The sequence below is a fragment of the Moorella humiferrea genome (genome assembly GCF_039233145.1).
Lineage (GTDB): Bacteria > Bacillota > DSM-521 > Neomoorellales > Neomoorellaceae > Neomoorella > Neomoorella humiferrea.
This window is the reverse complement of the sequence record NZ_CP136419.1, coordinates 416,787-442,538: the sequence shown is the minus strand read 5'-3', so window position 1 is coordinate 442,538 and position 25,752 is coordinate 416,787. Positions and strand designations below refer to the sequence as shown.

Sequence of the window (25,752 nt, the reverse complement as noted above, 5' to 3'; positions counted from 1 at the left end):
CTCAGGTTTCTCCTTTCTCTAAGATACTTTGATTTTTGGGATCGAGATAGCCCATGTAAGCGAGCCCAAAACCCTCCTTTTCCCTATACTCGCTTATTGAATGGCCGTGGAAAACCTTAACAGCATCGTCCATCGTGCCTTGCAGTATTTCAAAATAATAGACACTGCCCGCCGGTACGGCCTTGCGCATGGGTTTGGGCTGCTTTCGTTTTATATCAAAGCCGCCTATAGAAAGTGGTTTGCCCACAGCCGCCGTAAGTAGCTTTAGTTTTAAACCCTGATAATTACCTACGCCCTCTGGATTTATCCATCCGGGACGCCACCCTCCTTTAAAAAAGGCGGGAGTAGCCAGGTAAAGCTTGAAATACCTGCCCCCTGCAGGAGCTGGCAGTTCCTCTGTTGCTCCTGCCACATGGGTGTAAACGGCTGCCCGGCCTTCCCCACCCAGGCGCAGGAAGCCCTCCTCCGGCAATTTCAGACCCTGATAATCAACGGCCAGGCTCATATCTTTTAACCGTAACATCTCTACCCGGTACAGACGGTGTTCTTCTGCCGCCCTGGTGCCGGCATCCCGACCAATCCCGACTTTGAGCTCCCGGCTCAAATAGAAATTCATATCCAGGCCGAAAAATGTTGCCCTTTTGCCTTCCAGGTAATTCCTAAGGCTTTCGTGATCTATGAGATAGCCTACCGGACCTTCTACCTCCTCATCCTGGCTCGTTAACAACCATGTAAAAGGATAGTTAGTCACCAGGTTCCCCAGCGAGCTCATGGTTAGCAGGTAAAAACGCTGGGGTTCACGCCGGTTGTGCTTCAGCCTGACGCAATCCAGGGGCATGGGATAATAAGGGTTGCCTTCTCCTTCCGAACCTATAAGCCAATAAAAAGCTGTTATTTGTAAACCGGACGTAGGATCGGCCTCAGTTTCGGCCAAAGCAAGTTCTTTCGGATGCCAGGAGAAATAAAGACTGCGTAAAGCACCATAAATCACGCCGGGAGAAGGAGGAAAAATACTTACTGCCCAATTATCATCACCCATGGTAAAGGGCCGACCGTCGCGGAAAAAAAGGGTATCCAGGGGGTCAATCTTTAACTTCACTGATTACCTGCACCTCCCGGGATAGAAAAGCTGCTATATCTAAAAAAGAAAGGAAATTAACCAGGCCACATTCTAAATACAAGGTAAACAACTTCTCCCGAAGCTCACTCACAATTTTATCTGCCTCCGTAGGGTCTTGCAGCTGGCAGGAGCGCTGCAAGAGGCGCTTGATTTCGGCTGCCACCATCTCTTCTTCTGCCGCTTTTAATGCTATATTCCCGCTCTTCTTCGCCAGGCTCTCATCAGCAGGTGGGATTAAGGAGCGGAATTCCCGGGATAGATTCCTGATAAAAGTATCGGAAAACTTGCCGGTACTCAAGAGAACAACCAGGCTGTGCAGCAAAGAAAGTGGTTCCAAATTATCATACTTCCACCTGAAAACAGTCTGGCAGATTTCTCCTGAATGTTTTAATACACCTATAGCGAGGGCGTCCTTCCCGTCAACCCCCTTGGCCACTTCTTCCATTTTACGTGCAAATTTTATTACTTCTGCCAGAGGTGCTTTATAGTGAGCAATACAGACTCCTCCTGAAGTCGAGGAGGTTTTCTGCTGAGACATATTAGCGATTTTCTCCAAAGGCGGGAATTTATCCCGCAAATCTTTTAAGACCGACAGAAGATGGTTCAAGTTAATTAAACCCAGGACATCATCGCCGCCGCAATAAACGAGCTTACCTCGAGGTAGTTGCAAAATTGCTTTGGCCTCCCTGGCATAGGCACCCAGGTACCGGGTAAGGTTGCGCTGGAAGTCTGGCAGTTGCCCCTGGTCAGCCAGATTTTTACCGGCTACCCATTCGCCCATATTATCGCCATCCATCACCAGGAGAGCATAGTATTTCGTAAACTTTATTCCTCGCTTTTTGGCTTCGCTATACAGTTCCTTGAGAAGCGCATCTGCCTGTTGTAATTTTTCTAGGGACAAGCCTTCTAGTGCAAAACGTCTTGGGGTTAAATTCTCCTGGTAAAAGAACTGATCGTCAAATTCGCCTGCAAAAATTTTTTTATAGCTTTCAACTATATCCGCTGGCAATAAGTGGAGACTTGCCGCTAGTGCTATACTGGCCGTCGAAGGAAAGTCAGAATCAAAATTTCCACCCAAACAATGGCAAAAATACCTGGCGGCTGCCCGTTTCATAAAGCCGATCCCGCTTAAAGCTTCTCCAGGGGCCAGGTATTTCTTGGGCACGCTTTCAGGCACCCTGAACGCCTGCTCCAGGTAGGCCTTTTTCCCGCCCCGGTAGAAAAGGGCGTTATGCTCGCCGGTAATGCTGCACTTCCGGCCCCGTTCCCCCCCGGAGGAAAAGATGCGGGTATTTTTTATCGCTCCTAAGACAGCTTCCATTTGCCGGTAACGCTCAGCATAACGGGAGGGTTCGCAATTCCCTCCTACCCAGTAGATTTCCAAGAAATCCTGTAGCTGTGCTTCCAGGGCAGGAGTTACCGGTAAACCGAAAGACCGGACCACTTGCCGCCCGATCTGGACAAACTCATCCCTTACCTTACTCTCTAACTGACGACCTATTTCTTGCAGCTCTTCCTTTTCTCCTACGGGAAGAAGAGCCACAAGACGGTTCGGTAAAGATCCATTATGTAAATCTGGATAGATTATCTCCGCCTCATAATTATCCTGCGCCGTCCGAGCGGCTGTACCACAGAGATGGGACAGGATATAACTGCCGGCGTACAGGTCCTGGGTCTTACGCGCCTGGGCGATAAAAGATTGAACAGGTCCGATAGTAAAAATAAGTAAGGAATTCAATCTATCACCTCCAGGTACCGTCCTAATGCCTTATTCATTTCCTGGCACGCAGTGGAAAAGACCGCATCCTCTTTTTCCAGATTAAGGTTCCCTGGTATTTCTCCTGCCAGGCCTGTACAATACCGCGACGGTAGGTAAAGAATATAACCTGTATATCTTCCCTGCCACTCATGGACGCGCAGAAAATAAGGTTTGGCGTGCCTGGCCAGCCTGGATTGCTGCTTCTGGTTAACAATCAGCGGGGCACCGATATACTGGCGCCGTTTATAAGAATGAGGGGGCTCCAGGGAGAGACGGGCATGGCGATAGGCATGGCCCAGTTCTGCCAGGCAGGTATCCCAGGTACTGTGATCCTGCCGTGTTCTAAAAAGCCTGGCTCCATGAGAGAAGGCGCTGAATTTAGGAATCCCTGTATACTGCTTGAAACTTGCCAGGCTACTTGCCCCGGGAAGAGAGGTTAAGTCAATCTTCTCTCCGGCCGGAAGGTGCCCTTTAACATTTTTAACTTTAAAGCTGCCAAAACCATTGCGCGCTTTTGCTCCCAGTGATCCGAACCAGCAAAAATACTGCAAAGCCAGGAAGAATTCCAGGAGATCAACTTCATTATCTGTCTTTACGATTAGATTGAAACTGTAACCAGGTTTAATATAGGCGCGGTAGAATTCATTCCTTCTCTGCATCCGGTTATAAATATAGGTTCCGTAGGCCAGGTACTCCAGGATATTCAATTCATGTCCTTTTACCTGATATGTATGGCGGGGAAGGGGTTCTTTTGTAATGTAAGGAGTTAAATCCTCTCCCTCAATTCTAAGGGTGATTCTGCTTTTCTGTGCATGTTCACCTGCCGAACCAAATATACTGCCTTCTTTTGTTTTTAACAGGGGGTCAAAGCCGTGGAGGGCCCGCCACCAGAAGCGCAGGACTCCTTTAATTGATGGCGCCCTTAACTCTGGCTCCCTGGCATCCGCCCCACCCAGAAACATTGGCGTTAAAACCTCGCAAGTAAGAATTATGTCTTGCATCATCTCCCTCCTTATCGCCGCCTGCGCGCTCGCTCGCGAACGGCCTGCAGGTTGATAATCTCCGCCACTTCAAAGCGCCAACGAAAGCTTTCATCTACCGGCCGCAGGCGCAACATAGCCGGGAAATACCCTATACGCCCGTGCAGATGGGCCACCAGTACCGCAGCGCAGTAATTAAGGGAAGGGAGATTGAACAGGAAAGAGCCAGTTTGCCACTCCCAGGAGCTAAACCCGAGGCTATCAACCAGGGCCTCAATCTGGGGCTCTAGGGTGCAACGGGGATCGATATGACAGGTTACCTCGATTACTTCCTCCACTCCACCACCGCTGAGCCTGGCTATTTCCCCCAGGTTGGCCGGGGTCAAGGGGTGAGCAAAATTGATAATCTTCACGTTGAGTCATCCCTTCCTGGATGGTGAAAATAGGAAGCAAATTCAGCGATTAGCACGCTGCGATCGACGATACCAGGCGGGTAGCCCAGCCATTCCCGTAACTTTTCATAAACTCCGCGCAGCTGGTTGGCTACGGTTTGTTCTTTTTTATAAAGCCTGGCTGCTATAGCCTTATTGTCCAGACCATAACAGGCGAGTTTAACTACTTCCCGTTCGGCCGGCGTCAACCAGTGCCGGATGAACTCGCTCTTGCGCCTTTCCTGGTCATCACGGCTTAACTTTTCGTACCAGGCTACTACTTCCGCAGGGTCATCCAGCCTGGCCACCATGCGCATCAGCGTACCTGCTTCTCGCCAGCGCAAAACCGGCACCGGTACCAGCCAGACTTTTTCCTCCGCAGGTAGGTGCAAGCGGCGCCGGTCGCCGGGCTGCCACCCCTCGGTAACCAGGTGCCAGACACAGTCCTCAGGCCCAAACAGGAGCTGGGCCACGACCATGGCCATAATAGCCATGACCTTGCGCCCGCCGGAAACGCACAGGTGGACAATAAAATCCTGTTGCCTGGCGCGGCGCACCTCACCATACAGGGTGCGCAGCAGGGCGCGCAGGTCGGCATCGTTGCAAAAATCTTGTATTTTCCCTCGCCCTAAGGCTACTGGAACCGGGCGAAAACTGATACCTTGGTAGCAGGGACCCGCAAACTCGCCGGCAACTATCTCCAGGGCCTGGCGTACCGCCGGGTTCTCTGTATAGATTACGGCGACCTCGCTGATAGACCGACCGTCGGCTAGCAAGCGGTCAAGGGTAATAGTCACTACCTGAGGCTCCACACCCAGGGTGGCAATCAAAATTTCGGGATGCTGCCGGTTTTTCTTGGTGTGTTCCATTTCATCATGCCTTTAAGCTCCAGGATGGCCAAGACGATTGAGTACCAATTTTTTTAGTAGAAAATTACTACTGTATAACAGTGGTAAGGCAGTAATTCGACACCAAGGGAAAAAATTCCTGCTCCAGCGCCAACAGAATTAAAGTTGGTTGTTCACCTAAATTCATCCATACGCCAGGATTGAAAAACCTGGTCAGCAATGGCTATACTAAAGTTAGATTGGTGACTACCGAAAAGGCCTGCTGGAAAGTCATAATGAGAGGAGGGCACTGCAATGGGTATTTACCAGGAAAAAATGATAATCCCCGTTAAGAACAGCTATACTTACGAGGACTACGCCAGGCTGCCGGAAGGAACTCCCTTTCAACTAATCGGAGGTAAACTCATTATGACGCCCGCACCCGGTATCTATCACCAGATCATACTAATGCGTCTGATTGAAAAGCTGTTGTTTTTCCTTGCGGGAAAGGATTTGGGGATACTTTTTACCGCACCTGTAGATGTATTTTTAGAGGAAAAAGAAACCTACCAGCCGGATATTATCTTTATCGCGAAGGATAGATTGCATATAATCGAAACAACAAAAATAAAAGGGGCTCCCGACCTGGTAATGGAGATTCTTTCTCCCTCTACCGGCTATTATGACTTAAAGAAAAAAGCCCGTGTTTACGCGCGGTGCGGTGTAAAAGAATACTGGATTGTAGATCCCGAAGATAAAAGCATTGAGGTTTTTCAGCAAAAGGAGGGAAATTTCGTCCTTGTCCATCATGTCGAAGAAACGGGCCAGGCTAAATCCATCTTATTGAAAGGATTTGCAGTAGAAGTAAAAGAAATTTTCGCTCCACTTCAGTAACCCATTTGCTCCAAAGTGGCTGGCTTGCTTCGTTGCTCGGCTGCCAGCACGCCAACGATCCTGCCGCTGCCGTCCCGTATAGGCAAAGACAGGGTGCGCCAGGGTTGCCGGGTAATGGCCGACACATACACCGTTGATATATACTCTTCCCCGTCCATGGTCGACTTTGAGGAGAGATATGGGGATGTCCTTAAAAACCAAAGTACTCCTTGTTTTCTGCGCCGTCTTTGCCCTTCTTGCCCTTATTTTTTTTGCTGTTTCCCATGTTATAGCAGGGAATATTGCAGGTAAGCTGGAAAACGAAAGTATCCGAGAGAATGTGGAGCGGGCCCTGCAAGCCCTGGAAAGGGAAATAGCGGCGCTAGATAAATCTGCCGCAGACTGGGCTACCTGGGACGACACGTATAGCTTCGTGGAGGACAGGAACCGGGAATATATAGAAAAAAACCTGGTCGATAACGTATTTCAAATTTTGAGGCTTAATTATGCAGTTTTCCTAAATACCAGGGGAGAAATAGTATACGCCAGAGGATACGACCCTGAAGCGGGCGAAGAAATACCCTTACCTCCCGGCATTGTTTTTACAGCCCATAACCAAACCGGCGGCCTTAAAGGGGTGGTGGTAACGCCACAAGGGCCGGTGCTGGTGGCCGCCAGGCCCGTTTTAAAAAGTGATGGTAGCGGCCCCGCCCGGGGGACCCTTATCTTCGCCCGCACCTTCAAGGATAAAGATGTGAAAGAGCTCTCGGAAATCACCCGTCTCCCCCTCTCCCTTCACCCGCCGGAGGCCATAGACTTCCGCGAGCTCAAGCCAGCGGGAACCCTTAAAAACGGAGAACCCTTTTACGTAAAAATTGTTTCCCCGGAGGAGAGCGCCGGCTTTGCCGTCATTAAGGATTTGCAAGGTGAAAGCGCCTTAATCCTCCAGGCGAACTCCTACCGGCGCGCCGCTCAGGCGTTCCTGTCCGCAAGACAAGCCTTCAGCCTCTTTCTTGCGCTGGCGGCAGCTTTATGCTGCCTTCTTGCCTTGTTCTGGGTGGACCGGGCAGTTCTCTCCCGCCTGGCCCGGCTTACCGCCGTAGTTACTGGCATCGGCCGCTCTCCCTCCCCTGCCCCCGGAATACCCCCTCTGGAGGGAAAGGATGAGCTTGCCCTTCTTTCCTCTGAAATCAGCAAAATGCTGGAAAGGCTTGAGGAGTACCAACGGGAACTAGGCGAGAAGGAAAAGAAATGCTCTTCTCTGGTAGATAACGCCACTGAAACCATCATCGTTGTCCAGGACGGCGTGGTGACCTTTGTCAACCGGGCAACACTGGCCCACACGGGCTACACGGCAGGAGAGCTTCTATCCAGACCTTTCCTGGACTTCATTCATCCCGAAGACAGGGAAAGTGCCGTACAGCACTACCGGGAATTGCTGGAGAAAAAAAGCCCTCTGTATGCCTGCTCTTTCAGAATATTTGCCAAGGACGGGAGCGTCAAATGGATGGAGGCCAACTCTGTGGTAATCGAATGGGAAGGGCAGCCCGCTACCCTGCATTTTTTGACCGATATCACCCCGCGTAAAATCCTGGAAGAAGAGCTGCAGAGGTTAATGGCCGAAAAATCTCTGATTCTTGACAGCCTTACCGAGATGGTCGCGTTTTTGGACCGGGACATGCACGTCATTTGGGCCAACCGGACTGCGGGCCAATCCGTGGGCAAGAACCCCGAGGAGCTATTCGGAGCCAAATGCCACGAAATATGGCAAGGGAAGAGCGCTCCCTGCCCTCGCTGCCCGGTGGTCCAGGCTATGGAAACCGGCCAGGTATGCACAGGTGAGGTAGCCTCCCAGGACGGTCGCTTCTGGAGCATTACCGCCACGCCGGTGAAGGATAAAGATGGAAAAGTCATAGGGGCGGTGGAGGCAACCCTGGATATCACCGAGCGCAAGCGCTACGAGGAACAGTTAAGGTTCTTAAGCCTGCACGATTCTTTAACGGGCCTCTATAACCGGGCTTTCTTTCAGGAAGAGCTCAAGCGCTTGTCTGGCAGCCGGGAATATCCCATAACCATCCTGGTGGCGGATCTGGACGGCCTAAAACTGGTCAACGATACCCTGGGCCACGCTAAAGGCGATGAACTGTTACAGGCCTGCGCTGGTGTTCTAAAAACCTCCCTGCGCCGCTCAGATATTGTGGCTCGCATTGGGGGGGATGAATTTGCCGCCATCCTGCCCAAAACAGGCGAAAAAACTGGAGAGGACCTTGCCCAGCGGATCCGCTCGGCCATCGAGGCCTCCAATAAAGAACATCCCGAGCTGCCCCTGCACTTCTCCCTAGGGGTGGCCACCTGCCAGAACGCAGCGGAATCCCTGGAAGAAACCTTCAAGAAGGCCGACGACCTCATGTACCGCAACAAGCTCCAAAATCGGGCCAGCGCGCGAAACCAGATTGTTGGCGCCCTGCTGGCAGCCCTGAAGGAAAAGGATTACATTACTGCAGGGCACGCTGCAAGGCTGCAGGAAATGTGCCTGAATATCGAGTTGGGAGGGTAACTTTGCTTTTTTTTGGCAGGAGAAAAAGCTTTTCTGTCGAATAAACTTTCGAAGAAAAAAGATGCGGCAGCCGAGGTGTCCTAAGATGTTTAAAGAAACTTTTCCAGGCATAATATATGCTTTGCTTCTCCAGGATTTTCCCGAAAGCCTGGTTGAAACGATGGCGGTCTTTAGCCTTTTAAACCTGCGGATAAAAGATAGAAAGATTCTTGCCATTGCCCTGTTGCAGACCTTCACCAACCTGGTGCGCCTACTGCCCATCGCCTTTGGCGTGCATTCGGTAATTTTGATCTTATCCTTAGCTGCCTATACCCGCCTTTTCACCCGCGCTCAACTGTCCAAAATATTTTTGGCCGTCCTGCTATGCTTTGCTCTCATAGCCACAGCCGAGCTACTTTACGCACAACCCCTTTTAAACCTTACCGGGTTGGAATATGAAGAAGTCTTCGCCAATCCTTTTTTGAGAGCAGCCTTTGCCCTTCCCTACACAGTACTATTGTTGGTCCTGGCTTTAGTCAAGAATTATTATAACCAGAAGAGGGGATTGGTTTGTTAAGGTTTAACCTGACCCGGCCGGCTGCCGCCTACTTGAAGGAGAAGCTCAATTTGACCCCGGATGAGGAAGAGATCGCCCTATATGGGCTGCAAGTTATTATCTATCCCCTTATAAGCTTGCTGTCCATCAGCCTGGTAGGCTGGCTTTTAGGCTGCCTGTATACCACCCTGGCCGCTACCTTAACGGCAGCTTTCCTGCGCCTTTGGTCCGGCGGGGCCCACAGCCGGTCGCCCCTAACCTGCACCCTGCTGGGGGCAGTTGTTTCCCCAGCCCTGGGGAAAACGTCTCTAATATTGACACCTCATTTAAGCCCCTTTAACCTTTTCATAATAGTTATCCTGGGGTCGCTCTTATCTTTAACCTTCGTCTGGCGCCTGGCCCCGGTAGATTCTCCGGCCAAACCCCTTCTTTCCCCGGAATACCGCCAGAGAATGCGGCGTTTATCCATTACCAGCGTATTTTTTATCGCCGCCGTACAAATTGCCCTGCTGGCTACGGCCGGGGCCCCGGCCGTAGTCCTGGCCCTGAGCCTGGGTCTATGGTGGCAGACCTTTACTTTGACCAGGGCGGGACACCGGTTTGCCACTCTCATAGACGAAATAATCTCACCGGGAGTAGGGAGGTGAGAGGGGATGAAGCGTTTACTTTACCGCCTTTTGCCTTTTGCATTCAGCGTCTTGGCCTTCGCCGCTGCTATTGGGGTCAAACCGACTTGTAATTTCTTTTTCTATCAGCCCGAGGTGCCCAGGTCCCTCCGCAAGTAAAGCACTTTCGTACCGGGAAGCCCCGCCCTTCCCGGTACCAATTTTTTGGGAATAATGGAGGCTCTCGGGTCCAAGCAAGTGAAGGGGAGAACACGGCTCAGCTTTAATTTGACAAGGGAGAAGCGTCGATGCGCAAGTGGGAGCAAAAGAGGGCGCAGGAGATATCCGAGTATATTTTAGTTACCCATATCGTCAGCCTTTTAATTTTTTTAATGATCGTTTTCAGCTTTTATAATCTACCGTTAGGCTTACATCTGCGTTTGTATTTGCTATTTATGTTTATTATATTCGCTGCAACAATTATAGCGTATACTGCCGGCAAGCTCCTCCCCAGGATAACTACTCTGGAACAGCCGCAGATAGATGAGATTTTACTCCTGGCCGTCATCTTCCCTTTGGCCTTTATCTTTCTCTGGTACAGCCATAATTTTTTCGGGGCCAAGGTTTTGATTTTGGTCCCCTCCATAATCGCCTCCACCAGCTTGGGCAAGCTGGGGGGGACAACAGCCGCTGTTCTGGCCAGCGCCCTCCTTTTTTTCCTGGATTACCGGCTGCATAATTATTTGCCTCCCGAAATCTTCCAAACAAACTCCATCATCACCGGCGTTAATCTCCTGCTCACCTGGCTGGTGGGCGGGCTGATGGAAGTAGAAAGGAAAACCCGGCAGGAGTTGCTCCAGCTGGCCGATTACGATCAATTAACCGGACTGTACAACCACCGCTACCTGCAGGAAAAGCTGGCCCTAACCTTGCAAAAAGCGGCAGCGGCAAATCTTCCTGTATCCTTTGCCTTATTAGACATCGATCAATTTAAGTACTTTAACACGGTATACGGTTACCAGAAGGGGGATGAAATTTTAGCCAACATCGGGCAACTATTGGGGGAGGAAATCAAAGAGCCGTGTTATGCAGCCCGCTACGGCAGCGATGAATTCGCCCTGGTTTTTCCCGGGAAAGAAAAAAGTGAGACTGCCAGGGTGACTTCACTTATAAAAGAAAAAATAGTGAGCCGGGCCACCGTTTCCTTGCTGGAGAGTGAAAGGACGCCGCCTTTTAAGCCCTTTACCATTGTTACAGGATTAGCGAGCTACCCGGCTGATGCTGACGGGGTTTCGTCCCTGGTGAGGGCGGCAGAAAATGACCTATACAGAACCAAGTACTCACGAGGTGACGCTTACCTTTATTATTCTATAATAAGCGAGATAACCCACTTAAAAGTCAAGGAAGCCTTCCCCACCCTCCAGACCCTGGTGGCGCTGATAAATATCAAAGACCGCTACACCTTCGGCCATTCGGAGAGGGTTATGTCTTATTCTTTGGCCCTAGCGAAAAAATTATCCCTCTCTGAGGAAGAAAAAGATACCTTGCGCTACGGTGCCTATTTACACGACCTGGGTAAGATCGAAGTTGAGAGCGCTATCCTCAATAAAACAGGTTCTTTAACCGAAAGAGAATGGGAGATCATGAAGATGCATACAATATTAGGAAGCGAAATAGTCAAACCTTTACTATTTTTCCAAGATATATCACCAATTATTCGCTCCCATCATGAAAACTACGATGGCTCTGGTTATCCAGATGGTTTAAAAGGAGAGGAAATCCCGCTCCCGGCGCGCATCGTGCGCCTGGCCGACAGCTTCGATGCCATGACTACCGACCGCCCCTACAAGAAGGCACTGACCTTTTTGCAAGCTAGCCAAGAATTGCAGAAATATGCTGGTAAGCACTATGACCCGTTGCTCGTAGACCTCTTTCTGGAAGCGGTGAAAGAAGCATATGAAAAGCGGTACACCTATCTGTAGAAGGGATGCTTCTATACCTTTCCGCCTCCTGCCCAATCCTGGGTCCTGGGCCATACCTTCCCCGGAAGCGCTTTTTTTAGTGCTTACTGAAGAAAACTACCAAAAGTATTACCATGTAACCCCCGAGGGAGCAGACTTTATCCAAAATATTTATCTCCTCGCCTGCTGGGGGATAAAACCCAATCCCGGTTATAAGATCTCAATTTCGCAGATAGCCCAACATGATCGGGAAGTTATTATAAGAATAAAGTTAATCGAGCCGGAACCCCTAAAATTTTATCCCCAGGTTATCACTCGCCCCCTAATGGTCGCTGAGGTAGCTAAAGCTGCTTTATCTCCCCGCGGGCTGCTAACGTTTATCTTTGTGGCAGAAAAGGGGTTGGAACTAGCCCGCCTCGAAACTAATGTTTCAGCGTAAAGCCTTATAGGCGTTAACCCGTCCTATAGGCGGATCAAAGCCCCCTGCAGGATCCACCCCTTCTTCGATCCTCTTCCTTACCTCTGCATTGCTCAAGCCAGGATACTTGGCCCAGACTAAAGCTGCTATTCCGGCTACGTGCGGGCTGGCCATAGAGGTCCCTGACAGGTAGTCGTAGCCCAGGGCTATGCCATAATTGTGAATATAGTTGTCGTGGTTGGGGGTGGTAGAAAAGATGTTTAAACCCGGGGCGGCAATGTCCACCCATGGCCCATAATTAGAAAAGAACGCGCGGCTGTCGTTTTCGTCTGTAGCTCCTACTGCGAGGCAATTGGTATAAAAAGCGGGATAAAAGGGAGCTGAGGAATTGTCATTACCGGCCGCGGCTACCAGGACCACTCCCCGGCTCCAGGCATAATTGATAGCTTTTTCTAATACCTTAGAAGGCCTGTTGCTACCGGCGCTAATATTGATGACCTTGGCCCCATTTTTTGTGGCCCATATTATACCCTTGGCCAACCAGCTATAGTAACCGCTCCCGTCATCGCCCAATACTTTAACGTTCATGAGGCTGCACTTAAAGCCGACACCTGCCACCCCTTTGCCGTTGTTGGTGGCCGCTGCAGCAATTCCCGCCACGTGAGTACCATGACCAAATTTATCATCTACCGTCTTGCTAGGGGTAAAATCAACGTTGGCCACAATTTGGGTTCTCAGGTCTTCGTGATCCTGGTCAATCCCGGAATCTAGAATGGCGATTTTTACTTCCCGGCTCCCCTTGGTCACCTTCCAAGCATCTGGTGCCTGAATCTTGGCCATTCCCCACTGTTTCTCAAAATAGGGATCATCAGGAATGAAAACGGCGCGGGCTATGTAGTCTGGCTCGGCAAATTCCACATGGGGATTGCGGCTGTAATTGGCTACCTTCTCCCGGGCTTTTTCCTTTGCTACTTTAACTACTTCTATTCCTATCTCAGGGATAGCGTCAATTACCTGGGCATCATTTTGAACATGTACCCTCTCCTTAACGGCTTGAGGGATGCCGGGTTTAAATTTAACGAGAATTTGCTCCGAAGCGGGCGTGTCATCCTGGCCGGCAGTTAAAAAGGGGTTGATAGCCGCGAAACTACTAGTAAAAGCAAATAGCAAAACTAAAATTATCCCCGCTAAAGATAAAAGCAAACTCCTCAACAACTTTCGCAAAGCATGTCCTCTCCTTCCCGCTAGATATTCATAACATAAAACGCACGACTTGGAGATTTCGCTGCTGACCGTACAGACACCCACTCCCCTCTTGAGCCAACTTTATGCATCCTTCCTTCCAGGCCAAAAGTAAAGTTTTCCTGGAATGCTACGTATCAGACGCCTGCTGCTGGGCTGGTGCACCCGGCTCTTTTTTCTCCCAGCTCTCTTTAAGGGCAGCTTCGGCGTAGGCGAAAAGCTCCTCCCCGTCCTTTCCGTTGTCGGGATATACCGCAATCCCGTAGCTCCACGTCCCTTGGAGGAAACTCTCTAGTTTCGTCGTTACCACCTGCGCGCCTTCTTTTCCCGTATGGGGGAGAATCAACGCCAGCGTGCTCTTGCTGAGCTCTATGACGGTGTCTATCTCGCGCAGGCGTCGTCGCGCCTGCCTGGCGCATTCTCCAATCTTTCCCTTGCCCAACTTTTCCGACCTGGCCAGGACCAGGGCTACCTTTAAGCCGCCCCTACTCGCCCGGTTGAGCTCATTCCTGAGTACTTTATGGAGCATCTCCGCAGGGGATTCTTCTCCCCTGACACCCGGTCCTATCAGTTTCTCTACGCGGCGCACCAGCTCCTCGACCGAGTAGGGCTTGCAAAGGTACTCCACCGCCCCCAGATCTATCGCCTTCTTGACAACGGCGGCGTTGCTCTCGACCGTTACCACCATGACCGGGACGTAACGGTACTCCGGCAGGCGCTTGAGGTTCTCCAGCACAGCCAGGCCGTCCATTCCCGGGAGGTGGATGTCGAGGATCACCAGGTCGTACGGTTCTCCTTTCCCTCGGGCTTTAACCAGCGCTTCCTGGCCGCTGGCGGCTTCGTCCACCAGGTAGCCCTTCTCCTCCAGTGTTCTCCTTGAGGAAAACCTGGTGAGTGTCGAGTCTTCCACCAGCAGGACGCTTTTTTCCGGCATGGCAAGCAAAGTTTTCAGCTCTCCCTTCAAGACAGTTTCCGGTCCGCTTCCGGTATCTATTCCGAATTTATAAAGGGGTTTTCGTACTCTGTTTCACTAGTAATAAAGAGCGGACCGAATATATTTGCCCCGGCTTAAGCGTCTTAAGCCTTCATTTTGCTATGTTTCCGTTCCCTAAGCAAGTTAGAAACTTCGAGTTATAACTTCGACACAAACTACCATTTTCCTCCAAGATTATCCCGTCTTCGCAAAAAAGTTTCGCGCAATATTCTATTAATCAGGATGCCGGTGGTTCAATCATGAAGGATGGCGGCATATCCACCTAGGGTGAAGGATCATACCGCCATATGGCGAATAATAAATAAAATAATAAGGAAATTTAGGGGCACATTTTAAATGCCATCTCTAAATAAACAACAGCGCCATATCATAAAACTCGTTTACCCCGGTAAAAAACGAGAAGATGACCTTCTCGCCGAAACCCCGGCTGCCCACTTAAAATCTGTAAAGGCTTTCTTTATCGGCAGCAACAACGAATGGCACAACATGATCATCTGGGGAGACAACCTAACTGCTTTAAAAACCCTTCTGCAGTGGAAAGAACAAGGTAAGCTTATAAATGCCGACAATTCCCCGGGGGTAAGGTTGATTTACATCGACCCGCCCTTTGCCTCAAAGCAGGAATATATAAGCACCCAGGAGGAAAGGGCCTATCAGGATAGATTGAGTGGGGCCGGGTTTATCGAGTTCCTGCGCCAAAGGTTAATTTTAATGAAGCACCTGTTGGCCGATAACGGCAGCATTTACATCCACCTGGATGAGAAAAAAAGCCACTATATTAAAGTAATTATGGATGAAATCTTCGGAGAAAATCATTTCCAACGGGAAATCATCTGGCGGATCGGCTGGCTTTCTGGCTTTAAGACGCAGGCAAAAAATTGGATAAGGAATCACGACGTTATACTTTTTTACACCAAAAGCGATGACTTCATCTTTAATAAAATTTACCTTCCCTACCCCGAGGGTTACACCAGACGCGACGGCTCCCCGCCCAGAGGACCTGGTTATCCCATTGAAGATACGTGGAACTGCTATGAACTCGACCGCCTCGACTCCATACAGATTATGAGCTTTTCCGGCGAAAAGACGGGTTTCCCCACCCAAAAAAACGAAAACCTCCTTGAGCGTATTATTCGCGCCTCTTCCAACCCGGGCGATATTGTGTTGGATGCCTTCGCCGGTTCCGGCACCACCCTGGCGGTGGCGGAAAAACTGGGGCGGCGCTGGATAGGTATCGACAACGGCAAGCTGGCCGTGTACACCATGCAAAAACGCCTGCTAAGCCTCAAAAAAGAAATTGGCAACCGGGGTGAACCCCTTATACCCAAACCCTTCATTCTTTATAACACCGGCGTGTATGATTACTCCCAGCTCCAGGGCTTTTCCTGGCAGGAATGGCGTTTTATTGCCCTCCATCTTTTTCAGTGCCGGGATGAACCCCACATGGTAGGCGGCATACAATGGGACGGTTACATTGAGGCCAGCGACGTTATGGTCTTCGATCACCTTCAGAATGGCGGTATGACCCTAAACCATAGCTTTATTAACGAACTGCATAAACGTCTTACCAGCAAGGCGGCCCGCTATTACATCATCGCCCCGGCGCCATGCGTGACCTTTATCGAAGACTGTATCACCAAAGATATGACACGCTACTGCATTTTACGTATCCCTAATTCCATAATCAACGAACTATTACGCCGTTCCCATGATACTAACCGCCCCCTGGATGAAAAACTGCTCCATGCAATTGTTAAAACCGTAGGTTCTGACCTAGTCTATTTACCCGATTTGGAATGCGAATATATACGCCGGGAGGATAAAGCGGTCATCCGCATTCTCCAATTTAAAAGCAAAGCCACGGCCAAAGGCGCGAAGCAAAAAGAAAACCGGGAAACGCTGTCGATGGTAATGGTCGATTATAACTACAATGGCCAAACCTTCACCCTCGACGCTTACTTTATTGCCGAAGAAATAAAAAAGGCCGGCTGGGAGGTGCTTCTCCCCCTGTCCGCCCTGGGAAAACACGTTATGATTATCTTCCTGGACATTTACGGCAACGAATACCGGGAGGTTAAAACGCCGGGGGATTTTCAAAATCAGTAATACCCTCCTGTTCGACCCACCGGCGGTGCTTGAGCATTTCCTGGATTAAAGGACGCCAGGTACAATAAACGTCGTCATCAAGAAGGCGCCGGAGCCTGGCGGCATATTCGTCGCCGAAGGGTATGCCGGCATGTAGATACCTGCTATAAGTGTCGACGTCCATGAGGTAGGGCTGCAAGTCCGGAATAAAATTGCGGCGGATGTATTCGTAAATGCGGATGCCGCCGTAGTCCATGTCGCCCCAGTGATAAACCGGGGGCCTGGCGGTGGCCGCAAGGTTTTCCCGGTATTCCTGGAGGCGGCGTAAAAAAAGCTGTACGCCACGGTGGGGAAAGCCACCGGTATATACCGCCATGACGGCAGGGAGCCCTGCCGCCTGCACCCCTCCCCCTTCTCCTTCTTCATCGCCCGGCAGGGAAAACCTCTGGACAACCTGGTGGTAGCTGGTCAAATTCTCCACCAGGAGAACCCAAGGAGCGCTAACGGCCGTTATCTCCATGGCCCGCACCGTTTGGACGGCCAGGCCCAGGCCGCCCGGTAAGCCCCCAGCGTCGAAAACCGCACTTCCCGCCCTAAAAATAAAAGGGCCGGCCGCCAGCACCATCTTGGGATTGTCCGTCAGGCCGACGCTGTCCAGGTACTCGGCGTCGGTTTCATATTCCTCCGGACCATGACTTTTAAGCAGGGACAGCAGCCGCTTTTTCACCCCCTGCTCGAAGGCCTTGGAATCCCCCAGTACCCGCTGGCTGAAGATGCGCTCCGGCACGCTGTCCTCCAATCCCGGCAGTGCCAGGAGTACCCGCACGAGGTTTTCATACCCTTCCCCATCGTCCAAATCAAGGCCCGCCGTCCGCCGGGCCGCCAGGGCGCCGTCCACTTCCACCCACCACCGCCGTACCCACTCCCAGGGGTGATTGCTCAAGGGCGCCAGCATATGGCGCATCCTTTCCATCCGTTGCTCCAGGGGCTCCATCCCTGCCAGCTCGTAGGCCCGGGGAATGGCCGCGAAGTTCAAATACACCTTTTCCACCCGGCGGCCTTCCTGGAAGCGGGGCCAGGTGACTTCTACCACGCCGGCAGATGCCAGCTCATCCAAGGCGGCGTGGATGGCCTCCCTTTTGCGGTGGTCCATCTCGTCAAAATAATCTTCGGCCAAGGGGCTTCTCGCCATGGCAAACTGGGGCCGCTGCTTGCCCGGCGTTCCCGTTTGAAAGGAGCGGCTAGCTTCATATTTACCGAGCAGCAAAGAGAGAATCTTGTACCGGTAATATTCCTTCAGATTCGCGCCCTTCACGCTCAACGTTTACACCCCCTTCACTCCCTGCTGCCACTTCCTCCATGGCCTGGATTTCCTGGCGGCTGACCATGTCTACAAAACAGCGGAAACCGCTGCGGTGGACCAGCAGGGTGGTATCCACCTCCGGCGCCATGTGCTGCATCTTCTCGTCGGGCACGGCGGCAATGAGCTGCAAATTCATCCGCTTGATAAGGCGGAGGCTGGTCTGGATGCGCTCTTCGTCCATTTTGTTGAAAGCCTCGTCAAACACCACCAGGCGAATGGTCTTGCCCGTGTTGTAAAGGTGATTGAAGGAGGCCAGGATGGCCACATAAAAGGGCGTCTGGGTTTCGCCGCCCGATTTTTCCCGCAGCACCTGGGAAAAGGAATAGCGGTGGTCGCCGCTGGTGACCACTATGTCGAAGTCCAGGTAGTTGCGGTAATCGGTGAATTCTTCCAGATCGCCGGCCTCGCCGCGAATGAGCTTCTCAAAAAGCTCGTGAAGGACGGCCGCCCGGTCGTCATCGGGCAGCTCAAAGAGGGAGCCCTGCTCCATAATCCCCGGGTCCATGATCACGTCATAAAAACGCCGGTACCTCTCGCTGGGCTTAATCTCAAAGTGGTAGCGGTCCTCGTGGAAGGGGAAGTTTTTCAGGGCGAAGTTGAGCTCGTTGAAGTCCCTTTTTGCCGCTTCGATGGCCTCGCGAAGCTTATAGATAAAGTGGGATTTAAATTCCTCCTCCGACTGCCGCAGGGCCTCGGCCAGTTTTTCCCGATAGCGGGGGATATCTACCGTGGCGATTCCCGCCAGCAGGGACTGATAGGCTTCATTGTCGGCGGCGCCGGGATCGGCGCTGTAGGTGTAGCGCAGGTTGTATTCATGGCGCAGGTCGCGCAGACGCTGGTATTCCTGCTCGCGCCTGGTGATGTTGCCCTTCTGGCTGTTCTCCCAGTTGACCAGCTTGTTGGCCGTAGGTAAATCCTGCCCCTCTACTTCCCGCCACCGTTCCTCGGCCCGGGGCAGGAGCTCTGCGGGATACTGTTCCCGCCAGGCCTGCCAGAAAGCCAGGGCCTCCTGCACCTTTCCCTCCTGCAGGTAGAGCTCCGTCTGCTTCTGGTCCAATTCGTTCTCGCGGCTTTTTTTAAGGCCGCTGATTTCGGTAATCTTGTTCAACAGCTCTTTTTCGCGGCGGTCCCAGTAGAAATACTCTTCCTTTAACCGCTCCACCTCCCCCAGGTCCAGCCGCTCCAGCTCGGCGACAAGGTAAGCCCGCTCCTCTTCCAAACGGCGGATGCGGGCCGGGAGGTCCAGCTTTTCGGCCATGCCGGCGTAGAGGGATTTTTTATCGGCCAAGCGTTCCAGCCATTCAGCCATTCCTTCCTTGCGGTGCAATAGCTTTGCGATTTGCTCCTTTGTTTCCGCCAGCTCCTGCCGCTTGATCTCCAGCTGGCGAGCGATGGCCCGGGCGCCGATGTAGGGCACGGCGTAACGGTGTTTCTCCAGCTGCCTGGCCACCAGGTTGTGATAGGACATGCAGGTTCTGGTGATGGCCGTGGAAAAGCGGCGCAGGTCCTGCTCGTCCCTGGCCTTCATCACCCGGCCCAGGAGGTGGTCGATGTGGGCCTGGATAATTGGGTTTGCCGTCACGATTTCCTCCGCAAGCGACCCCTCCCGGGCGGTGCCCAGGTACCTCTGTTCTTTCTCCGTATCCACCAGGCCGGCGCCTTCAACCTGATGGTTTTTCTTTTCCCGCTCATAAAGGGCCAGGGCCTCGGCAAAAAAGGCCGGCTCTACCAACAGGTCAAAACGCTGGGTGTGCAGGTAGCCCTCGATGGCGTCCCTCCAGCTTTCATCTTTAATATCCATTTCTTCGCAGAAAATCCACACCGGCGAACGCCCTTTGAGGCGCTCCTCCAACAGCCTTTTAAGGTTAACGACGCTCTGGGGGTAGGGCCGCTTTTTATTTTCCAGGTCGCGGATCTGGCCCTCCAGTTCCATCCTTTGCCGCTCCAGCAGGGTCAGGCGGTCTTCCAGGCGGCCGGCCGCCAGGGCGAAGCGGCTGTATACCCCGGCCAGGAAAAGGCCCGCATCGCGCACCGCTGCTATGGTATCTTCCCCAGGGATCCAACCGGGATCACCGGCAGGGAGCAACCCGGCGAAAAGCTCCCGGGCCCGTGCCAGGTATTCCCGCTCTCCCGGCTGCCACTGCCAGTATTCGTCTTCTTCCATCTCCTCAAGGGCGGCCAGCAGGGCCTTTTCCCTTTCAACGGTCTGGCGCAAAACCGCCAGCATCTCCTGCTGCTCTTTCAGTTCCTTATCCAGGCGGGCCAGGCCTTCCTGCAGCTCCTGCTCCCGCCGCTTTAACTCGTGCCCCTGCCATTTTTGATAGGCTATCTGCGCCTTCTCCCTTGCTTCCTGTTGCCCGGCCCGGGCCAGTTCCAGCTCGCGGCCCAGGCGCTCCACCTCACTCGCCAGAAAACGGATGCCGTCTTCCAACTGCTCCTTAATCTCCGCCTCCCGGGCGTGTCTTAAGCCGCGGATGACATACTCCTGAACGGCAACGGTATCCCGCAGGCGGGCAAAGGTTTCATACTGGCGACAGATTTCTTCCAGCTTCTGCCGCCTTTCTTCCAGGGCTTCCAGCTCGGCCCGATAGCGTTCGTGAATCTCAAAATTCTGCCGCAGGAGGTCTAGCTGCAGTTCCTTCTCGTCCAGGATATACTGGTAGACGAAATCGCGCACGTTCTGGATGGGTTTAAAGGAGAGGGCCTTAACGAAGACAGGGAAAAAGCGGTCGCCCAGTTGACCCAGGCGGGTTAAAAGGGCTTTCTGGTAACCCGCCTTGCTGCGCTCAAAAACATGGCGAACGGGCAGTTTCTGGCAGTAGCGATGAAACTCCTCCCGATTTTTCCAGCGCTCCGCCGGGCTCCAAAAGTCGAGATCGGAAAGGCGCACACCCGCCAGGATGAAGTATTCATCGTCGATGGCATCGTCTCCGTAGACGTCCAGCACCACGCCGACAATAAAGGGTTCTTTTTTTTCTTCATCATAAAATTCGGCCACAATATAGCTGGTGAAATCCCCTTCCCGCAGGTACTTGCGGTCCTCGCCCCCGGTTTTGCCCCGCAGGTAGCTGATGAGGGAACGCCGCGCCTCGTCATGGGCCGCCGAATTGAAGCGGATCTGGCGCTGGTTGGCCACCAGCAGGACCTGCAGGGCATCGATGATGGTCGACTTACCGGCGCTGTTACGGCCGGCGATGAGGGTCTGGCGGCCGAACTCCAGGGTTTCGTCGTGAAAGTAGTGCCAGTTAATCAGCCGCAGGCGGCGCAGCCATTTCATCCGGCCTAACCTCCCTTCCCTGCTCGTAGCTGGCTATCTTTTGATGCAGTTTCTCCACCGTATCCGCCCGGACGGCGTAAAGAAGGGTATGGAACAGGCGGAAGGCGCAGTCGTCGGAGCTCAAGTCATCATCCAGGGGTTCCAGGAGCTTATACTGGGTACCCAGGCGCACCAGTTCCTGCAGCCTAGTTTTATTAAAAAGGGGCAGGCGGAAGGCTTCGTACTTGGCCCGTATTTCATGGAGGGTGGTCACCGGGAATTCGCTTAAAGAAAGGCCCTGGCGCTTTTCCTGGTAGATAAGCCGGAGGACCAGGAGCCAGATGCTCTCCTCCCGGGTGAGGTTGCGCCGGCATCCCGCCTCCGGAGCCATAACGAAAATACACTCATGGCGGTCGTCAAAAACGATCTCCCAGCCCAGGAAACGGAAAAAATCCTCCAGTGCCTGGCGGTGACGCCGCGCCGTCAGGTAGGGTTCCCTTTCCTGCTCTTTGTTTAAGAAGTTTACGGCCAGCAGGCGGTTAATGACGTCCCGCAGCCGCTCCCTATCCTGCTCGCTTAAATTTTCACCCAGGTGAAGCACCAGTTTTCCTCCCGTCATGACCTGTCTACCGTCAAACGCCCCGCCGCTTCCCGGCCTTATCCACCCTGATTACCCGCCGGTCATAAAAACGGTAGCCACCGATATCGAGGACGCGGTTTTCGCCATCCGCCACCAGGCGGTAGCCCGCCAGGCCGTCGTAGCCGTAAAGGTAAACATAGAGAAGGTACAGGAATTCTTCCATGTTTTGGGGCGCCAGCTCGGCGATGCCCATTTCCCGGCGCGTCCCCATCCGGCCCAGGACATAGGCGCCTACCTTTTCCCGGGTTATAGCCTGCCGCACCCGCTCCAAGCTCTGTTCCCGCAGCTGCCTTTTTAATTCCTCCGGAACGGCCACCACCACCACGGGCTCAGGCCGGTGGGGCGTCCGGCGCCGCCGCGGCGTGTAAAGGGATTGCTCGTTTATAAGGTTTAAGCGCATTAAAGTGAAAAGGCCGGTCAGGCAGGAATCCACCTCGAGGTTCCCCTCCCTGATGCCTGCCGCCGTCCACTCCAGGATATGCGCCAGGTAGCGGTCGATGCTGGAGCTGTGCTGGCTTAAATACCGGGCCCGTTCATAAGAGGCGCGCAAATACTGGTTGTGGCGCAAATCGATCTGGTAAAACATCTCGTCCAGGCCGCGGTAAATCTCTTCGATATCCATCAAAGCGCGCCGCAACTCACCGGCAGCTTCTTCCCTGTCGTTAAAAAACTCGCTGCGCAGGGCGTCTTCCACAGCCCGGGCCATCCATTCCGGGTCCAGGAGCCACTCCTGGACCGTGGTCAGAATCCGCTGCCGGTAACGGGAAACGTGGTCTGAAGTCTTGAGGCGGTGGTAGCTGCGGTCGATGATTTGGGCCTTGTATTCTTCAAAATGGTGGTCCAGCACTTCTTGAATGGAGGTTTTGGCCACCACCTGCTCCATATGGTACTTCATATTGTTGACCAGCGCCCGCAGTTCTTCCAAAAATTCCTGGGTCATCCTGTGGGCCTCCAGGATGGCAAAGCCGGGCCGCAGTCGTGCTTCCTCGCCGGAAAGGAGCTGGTAGGTAACAAAGGCAAAGCGCTGGTACTCGACGGCCCTGTTCTCGCACAACTCCTGAAAGACTGCCAGCAGCCTACTGGCATAGCGGGGCAGGACAATATAGCGGCGGAAATTATCCCGTACTTCCACCTGGATCCATTGCAGCCTGTCCAGGCGGCGCAAAAGGGCGCCGGCCTTGAGCCTTGCCAGATCTTCACCGCCTGCTTCTAGAAGCGTTCCGGCCGGCACCCGCTCCTCATCTTCCTCCACCTCGTAGATGACGCCCTCTTCTTCCTGGCTCTCGATCAGCTCCTGCATCAAATCCCGCATGACCTCATACTGGATGCCAAAGCGGTTGATCCGGTACTGCTCATAAAGAAGAAGGAGGGCCTCGGCGTAAATCTGCCGGTTCCGGCCGCTGAAAACCTGGAACAGGCGCTCCGGCAACACCTCGAAAAGCTTCAACAAGCAGACCCCCGATAATTTCCCGGCAACCGGCGCCGGTTCTCCACTATTCCCTACTAGAGTATGCTATTCGACATCGTTTCAGGAAAATCCTTGTTGATGCGGCTTAACCTGGGCGCAGACGACAGTACAGGGCAGCTTTTACCGGCTAAATGTGATATATTTAACTGATTACCTTGTTGAAACCACGTAGAATAAAATAAAATGAAGCGGGAGGAATGGCCAATGGAATGGGAAGCGGATGCCCTGGCCCGGCTGGAAAAAGTACCATTTTTTATACGGGCTAGGGTTAAAAAACAGATTGAAGATTACGTGCGGGAAAAAGGCGGCCGGATAGTGACCGATGCCGACGTAACGGCAGCCCGCCGGGCCCTGGCAGGGGATGGCATCCCGGGAATAAAAACAGCTCCGGGGCAGGAAGGTGAACCTCCGGGGGCGGCAGGCGATGCTTCACCAGCTTCCGGCAACCTGACCGCCCAGGACCTAGCCCGCATTGAGGAGTTGCTGGAAAAGGGTCCGGTAGTGGAAGGTTTAAAAAGCCGTTATCACGAGGTTAAGGTGTGCGGCGGTGCTGCCGGCTGCCCGCGGTCTTTAGTAGACGTCACAGGTCTTGCCCGCAACCTGGCACGTATTCTCGAGGATTCCGGCCTAGACCGCCACTTGGCAACACAGACCGAAGGACCGTTGCTGTTTCACCACAAGTTCAGGGTAGCCGTGGCCGGCTGCCCAAACTCTTGCTCCCAACCGCAGATCGTCGACTTCGGGGTTACCGGCCGCGTCCTCCCCGGCCGTGGAGAAGGCCACTGTCGCAGTTGCAACCTGTGTGTCGCCAAGTGCCAGGAAGATGCCGTCCGGCTGGAACCGGAAGGCCCGGTCTTTGATTATACACGTTGTATAGGTTGCGGCGACTGCCTGCGGGTATGTCCTGAAGGCGCCATTAAAGCAGAAACCAGGTGCTTCCAGGTAATGATCGGCGGCAAGCTGGGCCGGCATCCCCGTCTTGCTGAAACCATCCTTACCGAAGCTGATGAAACGCAGGTAATGGCAGCTCTGAAAGCATCTGTCGATTTTTTCATGGCCCAGGGGCGTAAAGGCGAACGTTTCGGCCAGCTGCTAGAACGAACCGGTTCGGAGGCCATTACCGCCGGGCTGCGGCAGAAGACCGGCGCATGACACTGGGGTAATCGAGTAGGAGGGGGGGCAAATGCCCCCCTATAGTATATCCCTACTTGCTGCGAGGCCTTCCCATTACTTATCCCAACCAGGTCTGGGGACAAAGGGGTCCACCTTACCTCTTCTGTATAACTGGACTGTCGCGCACTAAACCTATTACCTTCTGAGGCAGTCTCTAATAAATAGCACGCACAGGTTTTTTCCCTTTTTAACCATCGTCTCCCGGCCATAGATGACCCTTCAAAAAGCCAGCAAGCGGCTTTAAAAAGGGTTATACAGTATTGATATTTCCTGGAAAACTCCTGGGAAGACGAGGGCAAAATCGCCGGCAAAGGGCCGCGTGGCACCGGCAAGTTATAATAACAAGGCCCACCCCGGTGGATAAGGCGGGACTTTTCCTGAATTTACGGCCAGCAAAAAATCACTGTTCCAGCTGTTTCTTCAACACGGCGATCTCGTCCGGAGTAAGCCCCGTAGCTTTAACAATGGTCTCTATATCGACGTTGAACAGTAGCAGGTTCCGGGCTACTTCTCGTTTGCCCTCCAATTTCCCTTCCAATTTCCCCTTCTGTTCGCCTTCTTTTAAGCCTTTTAACAAAGCCTGCTGTTGCATCTCTTCCAGGGTTATTTCCAGGTTGTAAATCATCCGTTCCACCTCCCAGGGATTGCTTGCGTCCAGGATGCGGTCAACCTTTTCCCTAAAATCTTCAGGTATTCTGGGTTTGACAACGTTCTTCAGCCAGCTAGTGATATGGCGGAACTCATCAGGCGTGAGTCGCCTTAAAATACCTGACAATTTCTGCAACCGTCCTGCCAGCTCTTCCGGGCGCATCTTCTGGTCCAAAAGAAAGACGCTGGCGATTAAATTAGCCGCCCTGATAAGCTCTTCTTCGTTGTAACGATTGACGTCAAATAGCAGGTAGCGGTAGTCCAGAAGATGCCCGCTGAAGTCCTGGTAACCGTCTAGCATTTCTTTGAAGGAGAGCGCCGCCGTCCAGGAGCCGACCCCGTTGTAGAGCACCGCCGGAATGATGGGCGGTAGGCGGAAATGCTTGCTCTCCCGCTCGTGCTGCGGGGTGTTGTTGTAGACTTCCCGCCAGATCTCAACCATATAGAGCAAAAGGCGGAAAGGTATAAGGTAGTCTACCGTTGACTGCAGCTCCAGCAGGACGTAAAAGATGACGTTTTTATCCCTGGTCTTAAGCCTGTAGACGATATCGGCTTCTTTCTCGCTGAAATCCTGGAGGACGTAGGACTTATTCACCAGGATGAGGTCGTTGGCGTCAATGGCCTCCACCCATTTTTCCCGGACGAAGGTTTTCAGCAGTTCCAGGAAAACTCTCTTGTCGGAAAGGAGCTGCCGGTAACCTTTGTCGTGGGGGTGGTGGGGAAACTGGGGTTGCCCTTCGTTTTCCGGCAAGGGATCACCTTCTTCTGGATTTTATTATAGCATATTTCTGGAACATGGGGATACTTTTCTGAAAAC

22 protein-coding genes are annotated in these 25,752 nt (G+C 52.8%); 9 read left to right on the top strand and 13 right to left on the bottom strand.

Annotated features, from left to right (window positions below):
* Position 1 precedes the first annotated feature (1 nt).
* From cmr3 to MHFGQ_RS02210, 5 genes are read right to left on the bottom strand one after another with little or no spacing between them, the layout of a single operon-like run.
* On the bottom strand, positions 2-1,099 hold the full coding sequence (gene cmr3, locus MHFGQ_RS02230; RefSeq protein WP_106004585.1) for a type III-B CRISPR module-associated protein Cmr3: 1,098 nt from the start codon (positions 1,097-1,099) through the stop codon (positions 2-4).
* Complete coding sequence (cas10, locus tag MHFGQ_RS02225) at positions 1,083-2,858, bottom strand: type III-B CRISPR-associated protein Cas10/Cmr2 (RefSeq protein ID WP_106004586.1); 1,776 nt, start codon at positions 2,856-2,858, stop codon at positions 1,083-1,085. Before cas10 ends, cmr3 begins: the two co-directional genes overlap by 17 nt.
* Positions 2,855-3,883 (bottom strand): type III-B CRISPR module RAMP protein Cmr1, encoded by a 1,029-nt coding sequence (gene cmr1 / locus MHFGQ_RS02220; RefSeq protein WP_106004587.1) that lies wholly within the window; start codon positions 3,881-3,883, stop codon positions 2,855-2,857. Before cmr1 ends, cas10 begins: the two co-directional genes overlap by 4 nt.
* An 8-nt stretch (positions 3,884-3,891) precedes the next feature.
* Positions 3,892-4,272: a CRISPR-associated protein Csx15 gene (gene csx15, locus MHFGQ_RS02215; protein WP_106004588.1), complete on the bottom strand. Its 381-nt coding sequence runs from the start codon at positions 4,270-4,272 to the stop codon at positions 3,892-3,894.
* Complete coding sequence (locus MHFGQ_RS02210) at positions 4,269-5,159, bottom strand: CRISPR-associated protein Csx14 (RefSeq protein ID WP_106004589.1); 891 nt, start codon at positions 5,157-5,159, stop codon at positions 4,269-4,271. Before MHFGQ_RS02210 ends, csx15 begins: the two co-directional genes overlap by 4 nt.
* A gap of 273 nt (positions 5,160-5,432) precedes the next feature.
* On the opposite strand from MHFGQ_RS02210, the gene MHFGQ_RS02205 reads away from it, so the two are divergent.
* On the top strand, positions 5,433-6,011 hold the full coding sequence (locus MHFGQ_RS02205; protein ID WP_106004590.1) for a Uma2 family endonuclease: 579 nt from the start codon (positions 5,433-5,435) through the stop codon (positions 6,009-6,011).
* Here the strand turns inward: MHFGQ_RS02205 and MHFGQ_RS02200 are convergent.
* On the bottom strand, positions 6,005-6,169 hold the full coding sequence (locus MHFGQ_RS02200) for a PDC sensor domain-containing protein (protein WP_170066154.1): 165 nt from the start codon (positions 6,167-6,169) through the stop codon (positions 6,005-6,007). The two genes, MHFGQ_RS02205 and MHFGQ_RS02200, sit on opposite strands and share 7 nt — an antisense overlap.
* A 26-nt stretch (positions 6,170-6,195) precedes the next feature.
* Between MHFGQ_RS02200 and MHFGQ_RS02195 the strand changes: the two genes are divergently transcribed.
* From MHFGQ_RS02195 to MHFGQ_RS02175, 6 genes are all read left to right on the top strand, one after another.
* Complete coding sequence (locus MHFGQ_RS02195; protein ID WP_170066155.1) at positions 6,196-8,547, top strand: diguanylate cyclase; 2,352 nt, start codon at positions 6,196-6,198, stop codon at positions 8,545-8,547.
* Positions 8,548-8,632: 85 nt separating this feature from the next.
* Entirely contained in the window at positions 8,633-9,103 is a 471-nt protein-coding gene (locus tag MHFGQ_RS02190) for a hypothetical protein (protein ID WP_106004592.1), read from the top strand.
* Complete coding sequence (locus tag MHFGQ_RS02185; RefSeq protein ID WP_170066156.1) at positions 9,097-9,729, top strand: accessory gene regulator ArgB-like protein; 633 nt, start codon at positions 9,097-9,099, stop codon at positions 9,727-9,729. Before MHFGQ_RS02190 ends, MHFGQ_RS02185 begins: the two co-directional genes overlap by 7 nt.
* A 6-nt stretch (positions 9,730-9,735) precedes the next feature.
* Entirely contained in the window at positions 9,736-9,867 is a 132-nt protein-coding gene (locus MHFGQ_RS13900) for a cyclic lactone autoinducer peptide (RefSeq protein WP_106004594.1), read from the top strand.
* A gap of 128 nt (positions 9,868-9,995) precedes the next feature.
* Complete coding sequence (locus MHFGQ_RS02180) at positions 9,996-11,669, top strand: bifunctional diguanylate cyclase/phosphohydrolase (RefSeq protein WP_106004595.1); 1,674 nt, start codon at positions 9,996-9,998, stop codon at positions 11,667-11,669.
* Between the two features lie 79 nt (positions 11,670-11,748).
* The gene (locus MHFGQ_RS02175; protein ID WP_170066157.1) at positions 11,749-12,087 is read left to right on the top strand and encodes a protease complex subunit PrcB family protein; all 339 of its coding nucleotides are present in this window, start codon (positions 11,749-11,751) and stop codon (positions 12,085-12,087) included.
* On the opposite strand, the gene MHFGQ_RS02170 is transcribed toward MHFGQ_RS02175, so the two are convergent.
* Both MHFGQ_RS02170 and MHFGQ_RS02165 read right to left on the bottom strand, forming a co-directional pair.
* Entirely contained in the window at positions 12,079-13,290 is a 1,212-nt protein-coding gene (locus MHFGQ_RS02170) for a S8 family peptidase (RefSeq protein WP_146127117.1), read from the bottom strand. The two genes, MHFGQ_RS02175 and MHFGQ_RS02170, sit on opposite strands and share 9 nt — an antisense overlap.
* A 148-nt stretch (positions 13,291-13,438) precedes the next feature.
* Positions 13,439-14,272 (bottom strand): response regulator, encoded by an 834-nt coding sequence (locus MHFGQ_RS02165; protein ID WP_245907764.1) that lies wholly within the window; start codon positions 14,270-14,272, stop codon positions 13,439-13,441.
* A gap of 366 nt (positions 14,273-14,638) precedes the next feature.
* Here MHFGQ_RS02165 and MHFGQ_RS02160 point away from each other — a divergent pair, with 366 nt between their 5' ends.
* Positions 14,639-16,408: a DNA methyltransferase gene (locus MHFGQ_RS02160; protein ID WP_106004598.1), complete on the top strand. Its 1,770-nt coding sequence runs from the start codon at positions 14,639-14,641 to the stop codon at positions 16,406-16,408.
* Here MHFGQ_RS02160 and MHFGQ_RS02155 read toward each other — a convergent pair.
* From MHFGQ_RS02155 to MHFGQ_RS02140, 4 genes are read right to left on the bottom strand one after another with little or no spacing between them, the layout of a single operon-like run.
* Positions 16,377-17,702 (bottom strand): Wadjet anti-phage system protein JetD domain-containing protein, encoded by a 1,326-nt coding sequence (locus MHFGQ_RS02155; protein ID WP_170066167.1) that lies wholly within the window; start codon positions 17,700-17,702, stop codon positions 16,377-16,379. The two genes, MHFGQ_RS02160 and MHFGQ_RS02155, sit on opposite strands and share 32 nt — an antisense overlap.
* Complete coding sequence (locus MHFGQ_RS02150) at positions 17,641-21,027, bottom strand: ATP-binding protein (protein WP_245907766.1); 3,387 nt, start codon at positions 21,025-21,027, stop codon at positions 17,641-17,643. Before MHFGQ_RS02150 ends, MHFGQ_RS02155 begins: the two co-directional genes overlap by 62 nt.
* Positions 20,996-21,607 (bottom strand): DUF4194 domain-containing protein, encoded by a 612-nt coding sequence (locus MHFGQ_RS02145; protein WP_106004599.1) that lies wholly within the window; start codon positions 21,605-21,607, stop codon positions 20,996-20,998. Before MHFGQ_RS02145 ends, MHFGQ_RS02150 begins: the two co-directional genes overlap by 32 nt.
* Before the next feature lie 31 nt (positions 21,608-21,638).
* Positions 21,639-23,093 (bottom strand): Wadjet anti-phage system protein JetA family protein, encoded by a 1,455-nt coding sequence (locus MHFGQ_RS02140; protein WP_106004600.1) that lies wholly within the window; start codon positions 23,091-23,093, stop codon positions 21,639-21,641.
* A gap of 225 nt (positions 23,094-23,318) precedes the next feature.
* On the opposite strand from MHFGQ_RS02140, the gene MHFGQ_RS02135 reads away from it, so the two are divergent.
* On the top strand, positions 23,319-24,266 hold the full coding sequence (locus tag MHFGQ_RS02135) for a 4Fe-4S binding protein (RefSeq protein WP_170066159.1): 948 nt from the start codon (positions 23,319-23,321) through the stop codon (positions 24,264-24,266).
* Positions 24,267-24,687: 421 nt separating this feature from the next.
* Here MHFGQ_RS02135 and MHFGQ_RS02130 read toward each other — a convergent pair whose 3' ends face one another.
* Positions 24,688-25,686, bottom strand: coding sequence for an Rpn family recombination-promoting nuclease/putative transposase (locus MHFGQ_RS02130; protein ID WP_106004602.1), 999 nt, complete (start codon positions 25,684-25,686; stop codon positions 24,688-24,690).
* Between the last annotated feature and the right edge of the window lie 66 nt (positions 25,687-25,752).

What these genes read in the sequence shown, in the direction of transcription:
- MHFGQ_RS02150 (WP_245907766.1), bottom strand. Translation starts at nt 21,027, where the DNA reads ATGAAATGGCTGCGCCGCCTGCGGCTGATTAACTGGCACTACTTTCAC.
- MHFGQ_RS02135 (WP_170066159.1), top strand. Translation starts at nt 23,319, where the DNA reads ATGGAATGGGAAGCGGATGCCCTGGCCCGGCTGGAAAAAGTACCATTT.
- MHFGQ_RS02195 (WP_170066155.1), top strand. Translation starts at nt 6,196, where the DNA reads ATGTCCTTAAAAACCAAAGTACTCCTTGTTTTCTGCGCCGTCTTTGCC.
- MHFGQ_RS02200 (WP_170066154.1), bottom strand. Translation starts at nt 6,169, where the DNA reads ATGGACGGGGAAGAGTATATATCAACGGTGTATGTGTCGGCCATTACC.
- MHFGQ_RS02190 (WP_106004592.1), top strand. Translation starts at nt 8,633, where the DNA reads ATGTTTAAAGAAACTTTTCCAGGCATAATATATGCTTTGCTTCTCCAG.
- MHFGQ_RS02210 (WP_106004589.1), bottom strand. Translation starts at nt 5,159, where the DNA reads ATGGAACACACCAAGAAAAACCGGCAGCATCCCGAAATTTTGATTGCC.
- cmr1 (WP_106004587.1), bottom strand. Translation starts at nt 3,883, where the DNA reads ATGATGCAAGACATAATTCTTACTTGCGAGGTTTTAACGCCAATGTTT.
- MHFGQ_RS02160 (WP_106004598.1), top strand. Translation starts at nt 14,639, where the DNA reads ATGCCATCTCTAAATAAACAACAGCGCCATATCATAAAACTCGTTTAC.
- MHFGQ_RS13900 (WP_106004594.1), top strand. Translation starts at nt 9,736, where the DNA reads ATGAAGCGTTTACTTTACCGCCTTTTGCCTTTTGCATTCAGCGTCTTG.
- MHFGQ_RS02205 (WP_106004590.1), top strand. Translation starts at nt 5,433, where the DNA reads ATGGGTATTTACCAGGAAAAAATGATAATCCCCGTTAAGAACAGCTAT.
- MHFGQ_RS02180 (WP_106004595.1), top strand. Translation starts at nt 9,996, where the DNA reads ATGCGCAAGTGGGAGCAAAAGAGGGCGCAGGAGATATCCGAGTATATT.